The sequence below is a fragment of the Pseudomonas sp. R19M genome (genome assembly GCF_050312585.1).
Classification (GTDB): domain Bacteria; phylum Pseudomonadota; class Gammaproteobacteria; order Pseudomonadales; family Pseudomonadaceae; genus Aquipseudomonas; species Aquipseudomonas palleroniana.
Map to the genome: position 1 here is coordinate 99,578 of NZ_JBNPJV010000009.1, position 15,510 is coordinate 115,087.

Annotated in this window: 15 protein-coding genes; 2 read left to right on the forward strand and 13 right to left on the reverse strand. The window is 54.4% G+C overall.

Annotation, left to right across the window (positions count from 1 at the left end; translation table 11 throughout):
- Positions 1–12: 12 nt before the first annotated feature.
- Positions 13–1,707, reverse strand: coding sequence for a potassium-transporting ATPase subunit KdpA (kdpA, locus tag ACQRBT_RS01125; RefSeq protein WP_090366056.1), 1,695 nt, complete (start codon positions 1,705–1,707; stop codon positions 13–15).
- 9 nt (positions 1,708–1,716) lie between these two features.
- On the reverse strand, positions 1,717–1,806 hold the full coding sequence (gene kdpF, locus ACQRBT_RS01130) for a K(+)-transporting ATPase subunit F (protein WP_057703805.1): 90 nt from the start codon (positions 1,804–1,806) through the stop codon (positions 1,717–1,719).
- A 400-nt stretch (positions 1,807–2,206) separates the two neighbouring features.
- Between kdpF and eat the strand changes: the two genes are divergently transcribed.
- Positions 2,207–3,571 carry an ethanolamine permease gene (gene eat / locus ACQRBT_RS01135; protein WP_060753228.1) on the forward strand — a complete coding sequence of 455 codons (1,365 nt, stop codon included), beginning with the start codon at positions 2,207–2,209 and terminating at the stop codon, positions 3,569–3,571.
- A gap of 109 nt (positions 3,572–3,680) precedes the next feature.
- Positions 3,681–3,848 (forward strand): DUF2897 family protein, encoded by a 168-nt coding sequence (locus tag ACQRBT_RS01140; protein WP_008437727.1) that lies wholly within the window; start codon positions 3,681–3,683, stop codon positions 3,846–3,848.
- 6 nt (positions 3,849–3,854) lie between these two features.
- On the opposite strand, the gene ACQRBT_RS01145 is transcribed toward ACQRBT_RS01140, so the two are convergent.
- From ACQRBT_RS01145 to ACQRBT_RS01195, 11 genes are all read right to left on the reverse strand, one after another.
- Entirely contained in the window at positions 3,855–4,703 is an 849-nt protein-coding gene (locus tag ACQRBT_RS01145) for an urea carboxylase-associated family protein (RefSeq protein ID WP_412047187.1), read from the reverse strand.
- 14 nt (positions 4,704–4,717) lie between these two features.
- Complete coding sequence (locus ACQRBT_RS01150; protein ID WP_060753226.1) at positions 4,718–5,362, reverse strand: GntR family transcriptional regulator; 645 nt, start codon at positions 5,360–5,362, stop codon at positions 4,718–4,720.
- A 142-nt stretch (positions 5,363–5,504) separates the two neighbouring features.
- Positions 5,505–5,837 (reverse strand): ComEA family DNA-binding protein, encoded by a 333-nt coding sequence (locus tag ACQRBT_RS01155; protein ID WP_060753225.1) that lies wholly within the window; start codon positions 5,835–5,837, stop codon positions 5,505–5,507.
- 111 nt (positions 5,838–5,948) lie between these two features.
- A complete protein-coding gene (locus ACQRBT_RS01160; protein WP_104995876.1) occupies positions 5,949–7,943 on the reverse strand; it encodes a polysaccharide biosynthesis protein in 1,995 nt (664 codons plus the stop codon).
- Between the two features lie 94 nt (positions 7,944–8,037).
- Positions 8,038–9,066, reverse strand: coding sequence for an MraY family glycosyltransferase (locus ACQRBT_RS01165; RefSeq protein ID WP_104995875.1), 1,029 nt, complete (start codon positions 9,064–9,066; stop codon positions 8,038–8,040).
- Positions 9,063–10,022 (reverse strand): UDP-glucose 4-epimerase family protein, encoded by a 960-nt coding sequence (locus tag ACQRBT_RS01170; protein ID WP_104995874.1) that lies wholly within the window; start codon positions 10,020–10,022, stop codon positions 9,063–9,065. Before ACQRBT_RS01170 ends, ACQRBT_RS01165 begins: the two co-directional genes overlap by 4 nt.
- 14 nt (positions 10,023–10,036) lie before the next feature.
- Positions 10,037–11,164 (reverse strand): non-hydrolyzing UDP-N-acetylglucosamine 2-epimerase, encoded by a 1,128-nt coding sequence (gene wecB, locus ACQRBT_RS01175; RefSeq protein ID WP_161548814.1) that lies wholly within the window; start codon positions 11,162–11,164, stop codon positions 10,037–10,039.
- Positions 11,157–12,167 (reverse strand): nucleoside-diphosphate sugar epimerase/dehydratase, encoded by a 1,011-nt coding sequence (locus ACQRBT_RS01180; RefSeq protein WP_104995872.1) that lies wholly within the window; start codon positions 12,165–12,167, stop codon positions 11,157–11,159. The genes wecB and ACQRBT_RS01180 overlap by 8 nt, the downstream gene beginning before the upstream one ends.
- Before the next feature lie 15 nt (positions 12,168–12,182).
- Positions 12,183–13,040: a dTDP-4-dehydrorhamnose reductase family protein gene (locus ACQRBT_RS01185; protein WP_104996222.1), complete on the reverse strand. Its 858-nt coding sequence runs from the start codon at positions 13,038–13,040 to the stop codon at positions 12,183–12,185.
- A 9-nt stretch (positions 13,041–13,049) separates the two neighbouring features.
- A complete protein-coding gene (locus ACQRBT_RS01190; RefSeq protein WP_178126868.1) occupies positions 13,050–14,282 on the reverse strand; it encodes a glycosyltransferase family 4 protein in 1,233 nt (410 codons plus the stop codon).
- Position 14,283: 1 nt separating this feature from the next.
- Positions 14,284–15,495: a glycosyltransferase family 4 protein gene (locus ACQRBT_RS01195; RefSeq protein WP_104995871.1), complete on the reverse strand. Its 1,212-nt coding sequence runs from the start codon at positions 15,493–15,495 to the stop codon at positions 14,284–14,286.
- Between the last annotated feature and the right edge of the window lie 15 nt (positions 15,496–15,510).

The following is a 15,510-nucleotide window of genomic DNA, read 5'->3' on the forward strand; positions in this document are numbered from 1 at the left end:
TCATATCCCTTATCAGAAGCCCATGCTCAAGTGTTCGGCGATGGGGCCCAACGCCAGTGTCGGCAGGAAAGTCAGGCCGCCCACCAGCAAGATGGTCACGGTCAACAACGTCACGAACAGCGGGCCGTGGGTGGGGAAGCTGTTCTGGCCGATCGGCGCGGTCTTCTTCATCGCCAGGCTACCGGCCAGGGCCAGTACCGGAAGGATGTAGCCGAAGCGGCCGATCAACATGCCCAGGCCCAACATCAGGTTATGGAACGCGGTGTTGCCACTGAAACCGCCGAAGGCCGAGCCGTTGTTGGCGCTGGCCGAGGTATAGGCATACAGCAACTGGCTGAACCCGTGCGGCCCTGGGTTACTGATGGCACCGGCCGGGCCGGGCAGGCTCGCGGCGATAGCGCCGAGTACCAGCACACCCACCGGCATGACCAGCAGGGTCACGACGAGCAATTGCACTTCCTTGGCCTGCAGCTTCTTGCCTAGGTATTCGGGAGTACGGCCGATCATCAGGCCGGCGAGGAAGACCGCGATCAACACGTTGAGCAACATGCCGTACATGCCCGCGCCGACGCCGCCGAAGATCACTTCGCCGACCATCATGTTGACCAGCGCCACCATCCCGCTCAGGGGATTGAGGCTGTCTTGCATGCCGTTGACCGAACCGTTGGACGCCGCCGTGGTAGTCACCGACCACAGCACGGTGCCGGTGGTGCCGAAGCGCGCTTCTTTACCCTCAAGCGGTGCGGTTTGCTCAACCGCCGGGTTGGTCAGGGTCGGGTTGGGCTGGTATTCGGCCCACAGCGAAGTCGCGCCACCAATCAGGAACAGGGCCAGCATGCAGCCCAGGATCGCGCGGCTCTGGCGCAGGTCCTTGACGTAGTGACCGAAGGTGAACACCAGTGCCACGGGGATCAGAATGATCGCGGCCAATTCAAACAGGTTGGCCCAGGCAGTCGGGTCTTCGAAGGGGTGGGCGGAGTTGACGCCGAAGAAACCGCCGCCGTTGGTGCCCAGTTGTTTAATCGCAATCTGGCTGGCCGCAGGGCCCAGCGGAATCACTTGATCCACGCCCTGCAGGGTCACAGCGTCCACGTAATGCGCGAAGGTCTGCGGTACGCCCTGCCATACCAGGAACAGCGCAAGCACCAGGCACAAGGGCAACAGGCCATAGAGGGTGGCGCGGGTCATATCGACCCAGAAGTTACCCAAGGTCTTGGTGGACTTGCGACCGATACCGCGGCAGAGCGCGACCAGGACGGCCAGGCCGGTGGCGGCGCTGACGAAGTTCTGCACGGTCAGGCCGACCATCTGGCTGAGGTAGCTCAGGGACGCTTCGCCGCTGTAGTTCTGCCAGTTGGTATTGGTCATGAAACTGACCGCGGTGTTGAAGGCCAGCGTCCACTCCTGCCCCGGCAATTTCTGCGGGTTCAGTGGGAGGTAGTCCTGGAACAGCAGGATCGCAAACAGCAACACAAAACCGGCCAGGTTAAACGCGATCAGCGCCAGCGTGTACTTCTGCCAGCTTTGCTCCTGGTGCTCGTCGACGCCCGACAGGCGATAGCAGGCTTTTTCCACCGGCGCCAGAACCGGGCTCAACCACGTGCGCTGGCCTTCCATCACCTTGTAGTAGAACCGCCCCAGGAACGGCGCCGGCACCAGCACCACGGCAAAAAAGGCGATGATCAGCCAATAGTCATAACTGTGCATAGCCCGCTCCTAGTTCCGATCCGCGCGTAACAGCGCAACCAGCAGATAAATGAACAGCGCCACGGCCAATAGCAGTGACACCGCGTCCAGAACGCTCATGGAAGTCTCTCCGTTTTGCGGCGATTGCCGCGTGTGAGGCAATTGTCCGCAGGAGCGGCGTAAAGGAACGAGACCGAGGGCGTGGGCGGGGCGTAAAGACGGCGTAAAGAGTGGCTTTACAGGAGGTTTACAGGGGCTGGGAGGGCCTCTTCGCGAGCAAGCCCGCTCCCACACTTGACCGCGTATTTTCTGATGAACCTCGGTGAAGTGTGGGAGCGGGCTTGCTCGCGAAAGCGCCAGTCGAGTCTCTGCCGCACTTTGCTGGTGCAACTCCAGCGACTTTCAAACGCCAAACCGTTCCCCCGACGACAGTCGCGTGTCTTTACGACACGGTTGCGTGGGCTGGCATGGCCGCTGCAACACCTTGAATCATTCCAACCGGTTCAGGGAGCACCCCATAATGAATACACAACTCAAACCCACTTTGGGCACCTTGCACCTGTGGGGCATCGCGGTCGGCCTGGTGATTTCCGGCGAGTATTTTGGCTGGAGCTACGGCTGGGGCGTGGCAGGCACGCTGGGGTTTCTGGTGACGTCGCTGATGGTCGCGGCGATGTACACCTGCTTTATCTTCAGCTTCACCGAGCTGACGACTGCCATCCCCCATGCCGGCGGGCCGTTTGCCTACAGCCGCCGCGCCTTTGGTGAAAAAGGCGGCTTGATCGCCGGTCTCGCGACCTTGATCGAGTTTGTGTTTGCGCCCCCCGCCATCGCCTTGGCCATCGGTGCTTACCTGAATGTGCAGTTCCCCGCACTGGACCCGAAACACGCAGCCGTCGGTGCCTACATCGTGTTCATGGGCCTCAACATTCTCGGGGTGAAGCTCGCTGCCACGTTCGAACTGGTGGTGTGTGTACTCGCGGTCGCCGAATTGCTGGTCTTCATGGGCGTGGTCGCGCCGGCATTCAGCTTCAGCAACTTTGCCCTCAATGGCTGGGCCGGTGCGGATACCTTCGGCGCGCCGGCGATTGCCGGGATGTTCGCGGCGATCCCCTTCGCCATCTGGTTCTTCCTGGCTATTGAAGGTGCCGCCATGGCGGCCGAAGAGGCGAAAGATCCGAAACGCACCATCCCGAAAGCCTATATCAGCGGCATCCTGACGCTGGTAATCCTGGCCATGGGCGTGATGTTCTTTGCCGGCGGCGTGGGCGACTGGCGTGCACTGTCGAACATCAACGACCCGCTGCCCCAAGCCATGAAGGCCGTGGTCGGTAACGGTTCGGGCTGGCTGCACATGCTGGTCTGGATTGGCCTGTTCGGGCTGGTGGCCAGTTTCCACGGCATCATCCTCGGCTACTCGCGTCAGTTCTTTGCCCTGGCGCGTGCGGGCTACCTGCCGTCCTTCCTGGCCAAACTGTCGCGTTTTCAGACACCGCACCGGGCGATCATCGCCGGTGGCGTGGTCGGCATCGCCGCCATCTACAGCGATGGCCTGATCAACCTGGGCGGCATGACACTGACAGCGGCCATGATCACCATGGCGGTGTTCGGTGCCATCGTGATGTACATCATGAGCATGCTCAGCCTGTTCAAGCTGCGTAAGACCGAGCCACTGCTGGAACGTACGTTCCGCGCGCCGGGCTATCCCATCGTGCCGGGCATTGCACTGGTGCTGGCCGTGGTGTGCCTGGTGGCCATGGCCTGGTTCAATGCGCTGATCGGCTTGATCTTCCTGGGTTTCATGCTGGTGGGGTTCGTGTACTTCCAGATGACCGCACAGGACCGCGCCGACGCACCGGCGGATGCGATGTTGACCGGGCTCTGAGATATTGAGGCGGAACGGGCCTACACTGAACTACTCAGAATGCCCGTGACTCAAAGCGGTACTACTGTGGGAAAATTCTCCCACGATAGTCCGCCTCAAGGAGAGCCTTATGCCGTGGTATGCGTGGTTGATTTTAGTGGTAGCGATCGGGTCGATCGTCGGTGGGCTGCTGATGCTGCGTGACAGCGCCAACAAGGTGGAACTTACCGACGAACAACGTAAACGCGTGGCCGAACGCAACGCCCAGGCCGACGCCAAGGATGCGCAGGATCGCTAAGCCGGTTTACTCCCAGGCCGCCTTGGCAATGTGCAAACCGTGCTGCCCTTTGTAGGCAGCACGCTCAGGCTGGCTCCAGCCGTCCAATAACTCATCCTCCAATCGGTAGATTTCGACCCCCAGCGGACGGCACACCGTCAACGGGTCCTGCGCGTCCGGCCCCCACATCGGCAGCGAGAGATCTCCGCCAGGGCAAGTCGACAATGCGCACAGCAGATCAATCTCGGCGAAGAACTCCAGGTAGTCGCCCTTCTGCGCCGGGCAGGCTTTCATGAAGTACATATCGTCATGATTGAGCCCGGTGCACTGGAAGATATTCAGCACGTCATGCACATCGAATTCCGTCAGGCCGTGGGGTAATACCGCACGCGTGAGGTTGGAGTGGCAATGATGATGGAAGTCCTCGCCTGTCAGCATGCGGTTCACATACGGATCGCAGCGCGTGCCCAGCAGATCATGCAAACGACCGCCATGTTCGTCGATGCCATAGCCGGCCAGACTGTCATCGGTGATCGTTACCAGAGGTCTTAAAAATGGCAGGTTGGACCATAACCGGTCGTGGGTGCTGACATGGGCGCCCTGCAATTGCCTCGTACGCGCCGCCCACAGACGTTCGCGCGGGTCATTGGCGTTCCACACGTTGAAGTCCCCCACCTGCGGCCCCACCGGCGTAGTGACACGGAACACATGCCCGGCCGGTACTTTCCACGCCCTTCCCGTCCGGATTGGCACCTCGAACTGTTCGATCAGCGTACGCTGGCCGGCCCGGTCCCGAATACGCTCATAGAACGCCGTATCGACTTGCAGCGCAGAGCCTTTGCTGACTTGGTAAGCAGCTGGGTAGTCTTTGTACATGGGGCAACCCTCCTTCAAGGGTGATCAAACAAGGCAAGGGAAAGGCGTTCGGAATCGTCCAGGTACAGGCTCATCGCCTCCCCTGCCGCCGGTTTATCTTCCTGGATCAGTAACTGGTAAATCTCACGGTCGCGCTCCAGCCAGGGCGACTGGAAACGCTGCTCATCAGGGGCGGCACAGAACACCAACCGCAGTTGGGCAATCACTTGGGCGAAAAACTCATCGAACAACGGGCTGCGCATCAGCCTGACAATCTGCTGATGGAACAGCAGGCTGTGAGTGGCCACTGCTCGCCAATCCTCACGCTCACGGGCAAGACTGGTTGCCTCAATCGCGTTTTGCATGTGTGCGGCCTGATCAGTCGTCAGCGCGCCGCTCTGGGCAATAGCCTGCAGCTCCAGAGTGCGGCGTACGACGAACAGGTCGCGCACCTCCTCCCTTTCCAAGCGCCGGACCATCACACCTTTGTTGCGTATATAGCGCGTAAGCCCTTCCTGCCCTAGACGATGCAGCGCTTCGCGGATGGTATTGCGCGAAGCGTTGTATCCCTTGACCAGGTCACCTTCGACCAGCGCCATACCTGGCAGCAAACGCCCGCCGATGATATCGGCACGTAATTCGAGGGCGATCTGGTCAGCCAGGGACAAATTGAGAGTCATCGTTACCTCAGGATTGTTGAACAATGCCGGGAACAGAGGTAATCACTTTTCATGCCAAGGTTGTTGGGACATCCTGCCGATAAGGTTTCAGATGCAGAAAAGGCCGGTCAATGACCGGCCTCCTGGGCGATTTTTCACATATTCAATTGATGATCAGCCTGTCGCGATTTTTCTCCAGCAACGCCTTGCCGATGCCCTTCACTTCCAACAACTCATCTACCGCCGTGAAGGGGCCGTTGCTTTCACGATAGGCGATGATCGCCTTGGCTTTGGCCGCTCCGATACCAAACAGATCGCGACGCAGGGTTTCGGCGTCAGCGGCGTTAAGGTTGACCTTGGCGGATTGCTCGACCTGGACCTTCTGCGCCGCAACGGCGGCCGGAGCTTCCGGCTTGGCGGATGGAGCCGCGATGGTAGCGACTGAGAAGCTGGTGAGGAAGGCGAAGATAAGGGAAGAGATGTACGCGTTTTGCATTGGTGACGCTCCATGACATCGGTAAGAGAAAAGCAGCTTTTCCGAAGCTGCTTTTCTAACTTAGGTGATGTTAGGAGAGAGTCAAAAGTGAGTGAGTAACAGGGTGTTAGCTCAGGGCTCGAGGCGACGCTGCTGGTAGATCCAGTCGACAATTTCGCCGTCGGGAGAGTAGCCGCTGACGGTGTCGCGCAGTAATTGGCGGACTCGGGTGTAATCGTCCTCATCCACGGCGGCAAGCAGCTCGCTCAGCTTCCCTTTGAGTACGTCCCAAGCGAGATGGTCTTCGTTGGCGCTCATGATCATCGGGTGCTGGGTGGCGACCACGTTGTCACCGATCAGCAACTCTTCGTAAAGTTTTTCACCAGGCCGCAAGCCGGAAAACTCGATGGCTATATCGCCGTGCGGGTTCTTGTCTGAGCGAACACTCAGGCCAGACAGGTGAATCATCTTCTCCGCGAGCTCGACGATTTTTACCGGTTCCCCCATGTCCAGCACAAATACATCACCACCAAGGCCCATAGAGCCTGCCTGAATCACCAACTGCGCGGCCTCAGGGATAGTCATGAAGTAACGGGTGATCTTGGGGTGGGTCACCGTGAGCGGGCCACCCGACTTGATCTGCTTGTGGAAGAGCGGAATCACCGAGCCCGAAGAACCCAGCACATTGCCAAAACGCACCATGGTGAAACGAGTTTTATTGACCCGCGAGACATTTGATTTGTCACCGAACAGTACGGGTGCCAATTCGCGACTCAGGGCTTGCAAAGTCAACTCAGCCAAGCGTTTGGTACTGCCCATGACATTGGTAGGACGAACTGCCTTGTCCGTCGAGATCAGAACAAAGTTCTCCACTCCCGCCTGCAATGCAGCCTGGGCGGTATTCAATGTGCCGATCACATTGTTCAACACCCCCTCGGCGATGTTGTGTTCAACCATGGGCACATGCTTGTAGGCGGCGGCATGATAGACCGTATCGACGTGCCAGGTTTTCATCACATCAAGCAGTTTAGACTGATTGCGCACAGAGCCCAGGATCGGCAACAGCTTCACCGGGAGCGACTCACGGGTGATTCGCTGCTCCAGTTCCGAAAGGATGCTGTAGAGGTTGAATTCGCTGTGTTCGAACAGCAGCAATGTAGTCGGTCGCAAAGCCAGGATTTGTCGGCATAGCTCGGATCCGATCGACCCACCCGCGCCGGTCACAAGGACACTTTTTCCTTTAATGCAGCGCTCCAGCAATTCACCTTGTGCAGGCACCGCGTCACGCCCTAACAGGTCGGCAATGTCGACTTCCTGGATGTCATCCACCTTTACACGGCCGCTGGCGAGGTCCATGAAACCTGGAACGCTTCGTACGTGGAGAGGAAAGCCTTCGAGGAACCCCAGGATTTCGCGACGGCGCCCACGGTTCGATGAAGGGATTGCGAGCAGGATTTCTTGAGCGCCAGTGGCGTCGATCATTCGCTGGATGTGCTTTGGCTTATAGACTTGCAGCCCGGAGATAACGCGATCAGTAATACTGACGTCATCGTCGATAAAGGCGACTGGACGCATCACTCTGCCCATACGCAAAGCAGCAACCAATTGGTTCCCCGCAGCACCAGCACCATAGATGGCAACACGCGACAGGCCATCGTCACGACTTGTGAACGGGACATGCTGTGACGCGGCAAACCAGTCACCCAGAAAATACTGACGCATTGCCAGGCGCAGGCCACCAACCATAATGAGGCTCAACCACCAATAGTTGAAAATTATGGAACGTGGAACCACGTTCTGGTGGTTGCTGTACCAGTAGACGACCACACCGAGAATCAGTGACGACAGGCTGACCGCTTTAATAATCGCGATAAGTGCATCGTTACCGAAGTAACGCATCACCGCTCGATACATACCGAAGCGTACGAACAGAGGGATTCCGACAATAGGAGCGGCAATGAACAACCAGAGGTGCACACGAACCGGATTAACCAGTTCGTCAACGCCCAGGCGTACGACGAACGCGAGCCACAAGGCTAACCAAACCAAAAATACATCAGTACCAATCTGAATCAGTCGTTTTTTTCGTCTAGGTAGCGCGACCAAATACGCCCGTAACTTATCCATAGCCTCTTCAAACACCTCTATACACTCCAATGCCTTGTGCTCGCAGCGCCAAATATGGAGTCGTCATAACGTCCAGTCTGGCTGCAGATACTACTTATTTGCCAACACTCGGCTTCTCAAGCTCGCCAGCATGAAATTTTATCGCCAGAGCAACCAGCGGTAGATAGCCGAGAACCAGCCCCCAGGCGCCATCCAAACCGTATAAAACAACACCCATGGATATGGGCAAAAGCCAGAATACATTGATGGCCGCCACTGCCAAAGTCACAGGCAGATGTTTGCCGAATTTACGCGAAGCAAATTGGTAAGCATGGCTGCGATGAGCTTCGTAAACCTTATCACCGCGCAATAAGCGCCGTACCAAAGTGAAGGTTGCATCGACCACAAATACCCCCAGCAATATCAACCAGGCCCAGAAGAATGACGATTGGGTCCACGCAGCCTGGATGGAGAAGCAGGCTAAGATGACACCCAAAAATCCACTTCCGGCATCACCCATGAATATTTTTGCGGGTGGGAAATTCCAGAGCAGAAACGCTCCCACCGCAGCAGCCAATAGCAAGGGCAACCAGATCATATCCTGATGTCCGCTCATCGTATAAAGCAAGCAGGCTCCCAGACATGCGCACATTGCCTCAACACTGGCGATACCATCGATTCCGTCCATGAAATTATAGAGGTTGAGCATCCACACCATATACACAGCAGCCAGTACGCTACCGACTATACCGAGCTCCAGAGTCCATCCAAAAACGCTCAGCGGAGCGAGCCCGTTGAGCCAGAACAACGCCCAAATGGCTGCGGAAAAATGGCCAACCAAACGCCAACGAGCAGCGATATGGCCGTGATCGTCCATGAAGCCCAGCACTGCAACCAGGGCTCCGGCCCCCCCTACTGCAACCAACGAGTCCGTAGATACCAGCCCAAGCCATGCCAGCAGCGGAATAACAGCAAGGAAGGCAAGCACAATCGCTACCCCACCGCCTCGAGGCGTGGGTACCGAGTGCGAGCTGCGCGCATTCGGGATATCAATGATGCTTCGCGAAAGCGCGTATCGACGGATGACAGCGGTCATCACAAATGAGACCAACGCAACAGCAGGAACAATCCACCAGTAACTCATTTCTTTTCATTTTCCATGAAATCCGACGCAGTGACCTTCAACGCCTCATTTACCGACAGTGGAGGCATCCATCCCAAGACGGAACGTGTCTTGGCGATATCGACCTGCAATGAACCACACAAGCGCTGTGACAAACTACGCTTACCCAGCATGTTCGCCCCTACGCTTAACAGTACAGCGGGCACAGGAAGAAGACGCGCCGGCTTACCCAACGCAGATGCCATTTTGCGCAGTAATGTGGTGGTTGATAAATCTTCACCATCACTGACCATGAACGTCTGATTAGCCGCAGCCGGGTGACTGACGCAAGTGATGATCAAATCGACCAGGTTGTCCAAGGCAACCAGACTGCGGGCGTTATGAATAGCGCCAAAAGGCAATGGCACACCTTTATGCAGCCAACGCATCATGCTGCGAAAGTTAGCTTTCACACCTGGCCCATAGACCAGTACGGGGCGAATAATCACGACCTCCATTCCAGTGGTCGAGGCCAACTGACGCAACCCCTGCTCAGCTTCCATCTTCGAAACACCGTAAGGGTCTGACGGATTACCCGCTTGGTCGGCTGTAAAAGGTGCACCCGGTGCAGTGCTTTCGCCATTGACCTTGATCGAACTGAGAAACACAAACCGCCTTACGCCCGCTGCAGCAGCCTGACGTGCAAGGTTTAGAGTACCTTCCACATTCGCACGACGAAAAGCCTCCAGCGGGTCAGCTTCCTGGTCGTTCATGACATGTACGCGAGCCGCGCAATGCACCACGGTATCAATACCATTGAGTTCGGATGAAAAGCTCGCGGTCGAAAGGTCGTCGAACCGGACGACCTGCTCTGCTTCAGGGCAAGTAAAATTCGCCCCTCTTACAGCTACAGTGACTCGAATATCAGTGCGAGCGGCTAAAACTCGAACCAACCGACCACCAACAAATCCCGATGCTCCAGTCACAAATATCTGCACACAAAGCTCCTTGCTTATGACTTCGACCAAACGGTGCGGTTAATGTAATCGGTATAACTGTGCACGATTCGTACGACTTTCTTGGACACGGCGCCGCCGAGGTAATCATCGACCACCGCAATATTGCGCTCGCCGCGTACATGTTGTGATGTCACCACACGAACAGCGTTGAGAACGCGCTCGGTTTTCAAACCACACATGATCAGCGTACCCTCGTCCATACCTTCCGGACGCTCATGGGCGTTACGGATCGTGACGGCCGGCAGATTCAGAAGAGAAGCTTCTTCAGTGATTGTGCCGCTGTCAGAAAGAATGCAGTAAGCGCCCATCTGCAACTTTATGTAGTCCAGCAAGCCGAACGGCTTGACGAAACGAATCAATGGATGATCAAGCGACTCACCCAACGCCTCGAGACGCTTGCGCGTACGTGGATGCGTAGACACGATCACCGGGTATTGATATTGGTCAGCCAAAGCCTTCAGGGAACCCAGCAAGTCGCGAAGGTTCTCTGGGGTATCAACGTTTTCCTCACGGTGCGTGCTGACAATGAAATAACGCCCCGTTTCCAGCCCTTCTCGCGCCAACACGTCCGAGGCTTCGATCTTAGGCATGTAATGGTTCAAGACTTCTTCCATGTGGGAACCCGTCTTGATAATGGTTTCCGGGCGTACGCCTTCATCAAGCAGGTACCGACGAGCGTGCTCGGTCAGCACCATGTTGATATCGCTCAAGTGATCCAATACCTTGCGGTTCAGTTCCTCGGGCACGCGCTGGTCAAAGCAACGATTACCGGCTTCCATGTGAAACACTGGAATCTTTCTACGCTTGGCGGCGATAACCGCCAAACAGGTGTTGGTATCACCGTAAAGTAACAGAGCGTCCGGCTTTTCCTTCTCAAAAAGCTCATCGGACTTCTCAATGACCTGTGCGATGGTCTGGGCAGCGGTCTCACCGACGGCGCCTAGAAAATAGTCCGGTTTGCGAATCTCCAGGTCATCAAAAAATACCTGATTGAGCTCAAAATCATAGTTTTGACCAGAGTGGACCAAAATATGATTAGTCTGCTTATCCAACTCTGCAATCACTCGGCTCATCTTGATGAGTTCCGGGCGAGTTCCTACCAGGGTCATAACCTTAAGCATTGAGTTGCTCCTGAATGAAGTCCAGCTTGAGCAACAGCTTTTTAACACCTTCCACGTCGAGACGTTCGGTGTTGTGGGAGGTATAGTCGTCCAATTCGGAGATCTCGGTTTCGCCTTCAACGAAATACTTCTCGTAGTTGAGGTCGCGATTATCCGCCGGGATACGATAGTAACGGCCCATATCTTCAGCTTTGGCCATTTCTTCACGAGAAATCAAAGACTCATACAGTTTCTCGCCGTGGCGAGTGCCGATGACTTTAATTGAGTTCAAGCGGTTGAAGAGTTCTTTCAATGCCTGAGCCAGAACTTCTACCGTGGAAGCCGGGGCTTTCTGAACGAAAATATCGCCTTGCTCAGCGTGCTCGAATGCATGCAGCACCAAATCGACCGAGTCTTCCAGGGACATCAGGAAACGCGTCATATTAGGGTCGGTAACGGTCAGTTCACCGCCCTGCTTGAGCTGATTGATGAACAATGGAATGACAGAACCACGGGACGCCATAACGTTACCGTAGCGTGTGGAGCAAATGACCGGGCCGGCCTTCGGAATCATGCGGGACTTGGCGACTACCAACTTCTCCGCCATCGCCTTGGAAATGCCCATTGCGTTGATTGGGTAAACCGCTTTGTCGGTGCTCAAGACCACAACACGTTCCACATTATTGGCAATCGCCGCGTTCAGAACGTTCTCGGTACCCAGCACGTTGGTTTTGACGGCCTCCATCGGGTAGAACTCGCACGAGGGAACCTGCTTGAGTGCGGCGGCATGGAAAATGTAATTCACCCCAACCATAGCTTGGGAAATACTGTTGTAATCACGTACGTCGCCGATATAAAACTTTACCTTGTCATTACCGAGCGCAATGCGCATGTCTTCTTGTTTTTTTTCGTCACGGCTAAATACGCGAATTTCTTTTACGTTCGTATCAAGAAAACGCTTCAAAACCGTATTACCGAAAGAGCCAGTACCACCGGTAATCATTAAAACTTTATTATCAAACATCAAAAAACTCCTAAATTATCGCTGAGCGCGCATAAACTTAATAAGATCCGGCCAGGCCGGTGGCACATAACCGACTGCTTCACGAAAACGTGTCGAATCCAGAGAGCGGTCAATAACCAATTGTTCATCAGCTACGATGTCAATATTCTTCTCATAGACTTTGGCGATTTCATTCAGCAAGGTGAACTTGTCAATAGGTGCAACGGACACATGGTAAAGCCCGAACAATTCCTTGTGAGGCAACACAAAATCAACAATGATGCGCGCCAGCTCTGCGGTGGGTACGCCGGAGAAAATCGCTTTCGTGAAGCCTTTCACTGCCCCTTCCTGAGATAGGAACCAATCAACCAGAGAGGAGCAACTGGCCAGCTCGTGACCAATAATAGAGGTTCGCAAAGTAATCGCATGCTCTTCATCATGCAGCTCACCGATAAACTTAGATTTGCCATACAAGTCTTCCGCATCGGACGGATCCGACTCAACATACATACCTTTGGCACCGGTAAATACGCAATCGGTACTAATATGAACGAGACGAGCACCCGTCAACTTGCATAGTTTTGACAATCGATGCGGCAACATCGAATTCAATGGCAACGTTGACAGCGGATCTTTGGCTTGAGCCAACTGCTTGATCAGGCCTACACAGTTTATGACAACGTCCGGGCGATTTTTCTCGAACACACCGACTAATGATTCATAATCAAGAACGTCTATATCAGAATAGAAGTGATCTCTATGCTTCTCTTCAAAGTGCTTCGCCCCTCCTTTTCCACGCATAGTGCCGAACACACTATGTTCGGTGTGATTGGCAATGTACTTGAATACAGCACTCCCTAACATCCCCGTCACGCCAAGCACTAATATCTTCATCATTAATCTCTAAGAGTTCGCACGTTCTTTAATAATTTGGACCAACCGACGGCACTGGTTCTTCATCTCGTAATTATTACAGAAAAAACTAAAGCCTGCCGCCCCATAAGCGGCTCTTTTTTCCGGAGCTGCCGCATGCAGCATCTCTATATTCCTGGCCAGCGCGGCAGCGTCCTCAGCCGGCGAACAAAGCCCTGCTCCCGCCTGAGCGACGACTCTAGCGCCTTCACCATCCAACGCAGCCAGAATAGGCTTACCGGCCGCCATATACGCCTGGACCTTGCTGGGTATAGTCAAAGTGAATATTTCGTCGCGCTTGAGCGTGACCAGCAATGCTTCGCTCTTGGAAAACAACTCGGGCATCAATGACGATGGTAGCCGCCCCACCAGCTCCAGATTGTCCAAGTGATGTTGGCGTTTCTGCTCACGCATCCACTCAAGCCGACTGCCACTACCCACCACGACTATTTTGCAATCCAAATGGCCTAAAGCTTTGGCAGCATCAATAATGGTTTCCAAAGACTGAGCGAAGCCCAGGTTACCAGCGAAAACCACACAGAAATTGGATGATAATAATTGGTTGATTTCAAGCGGTAGTCGGTCCGTCGCTTCCACATCGACCGATGGAACACGGTAAGAATTGGGGTAGTAAACAATCTTGTCTTTAGCGGCATACTTTGATGCCGAGGAGACGAAGGCTTCGGACTGAACCAGGATGGTATCAGTCTGCGCATAAATAAAACGTACAAGAAGCCCCACGATCTTGAGCAAGAAAGGATTTTTAATGAATCCAGTGGCCTTAAGGGTTTCCGGCCATAGGTCTTGCACCCACACCATCAAGTGGGCGCCACTGGATCGCTTCAGGACAATCGCTGGAATGGCCGCAGTAATGGGTGAAACGGCGAATACTATGATTGCATCAAACTGCTTGCCGGCATTTTTTTTGGGGAAGAACCTGATCCCATTGGTCACGAACGACAGATAATTGAGCACCAAGTTCTTGGCGCCTCCGGCCTTTCTTGGCCTCAACGGGGCCCGATGAACCTTTATCGAATCCCTATACAGATGCTCACTGCACGCATTTTGATCATAACCTTCGTAGGTTTCACCCTCCGGATAGTTCGGCTGCCCCGTGAAAACTTCCACGTCATGACCTAACGCCGCCAACTCCTCGACAATATCATTGATAATAAAGCTCTCAGGATAAAAATACTGAGTCACAATCGCAATATTCAAAGACATATCAATTCACACTATCAAATCTGGATTTCAGCCCACGCGGGCCCTGTACGACCACCGACTTAAAAAACGAAAACATTGCAACCCAACGATTCATTTTCATATCAAATGAAGGCTTACGACTTGACAGCTCAACAAACTTATCCGACGTTTCGACGATATCAAATGATTTTGCCTTTACGCGATGTTGGTTAGAGACTTCCAAGTACTGCTCTGGATTTAGAGCCTGCAACATGGCAATAGTATCTAGAATGCCCACCCGTACAGTTGTAGCCGTCGCTTCATTGTACGAGTAGCCAGAAACATCCGAAAACAATCCGCAGGTCAATGGCTCCTCTATGGATTCAATGCCCACTACAGAAGGAATACCGGCGGCCGACGCTTCAATGATTGTTGTGCCTGAGCCAACGAAACAAAAAGCGCCCTCGAGGATAGAGGGAAGCTCTGCATACTCCACCTCCCCTTTGAAATGCACATATTTACCGACACCACACGCCTGCGCCAAAGACTCAAGAGCCGCTCGCTCAGGGCCATCACCATAAATAAAGTACTCAAAATCGGCCTGTTTGCGCAGCTCGGCCAGCTGTGAAATCACATGTTTGTTATAGACCTTAAAATCAACCAGACGGCCTACTGAAACAATCCGCAGAGAAGACTGCAGCGGACGTCGATTGGCATAGCTCTCAAAGGAAATACCCAGTGGCAGAATATCTAAATTGCTCACTTCGACATTGGCAAATGCAGACGCCATCTCAGCGGTCCTTTCGTTCGGAAACAGCGTCAACTCCACATTGCGATCATAGAGCTCTAGCATCTTCCTTCTGAAATAGATATCTCGCCCCCGCCACCAGCAAATTTCTTTGGAATGGTAAATACCAATACTTAATGCTGTAAAACGAAGACGTGACTTATTAAGAAAAACATATGCCAACGTTAAAATATCTACCACATGCACAATGTCATAATGAGCCTGATCTTTTTTTGCAGGAATAAGTGCGTTAATCCAACTTGATGCCGAAAAGAAAGGTACGTGTTCCACGACATTGACGGTCGCGTAGCGAGATAATTCCTCGAACAGACCGGCGTCACTCTTGTTTGAGAGCAGCGTCACGGTGACCTTATGTCCCGCCAGACTGAGATACTTCGCCAGCCGGACAACGTAGGTCTCAACCCCACCAATGGCCAACCCGCCCATCACAAACAGAATGTTCTTCATAAACTCACCAGAAAA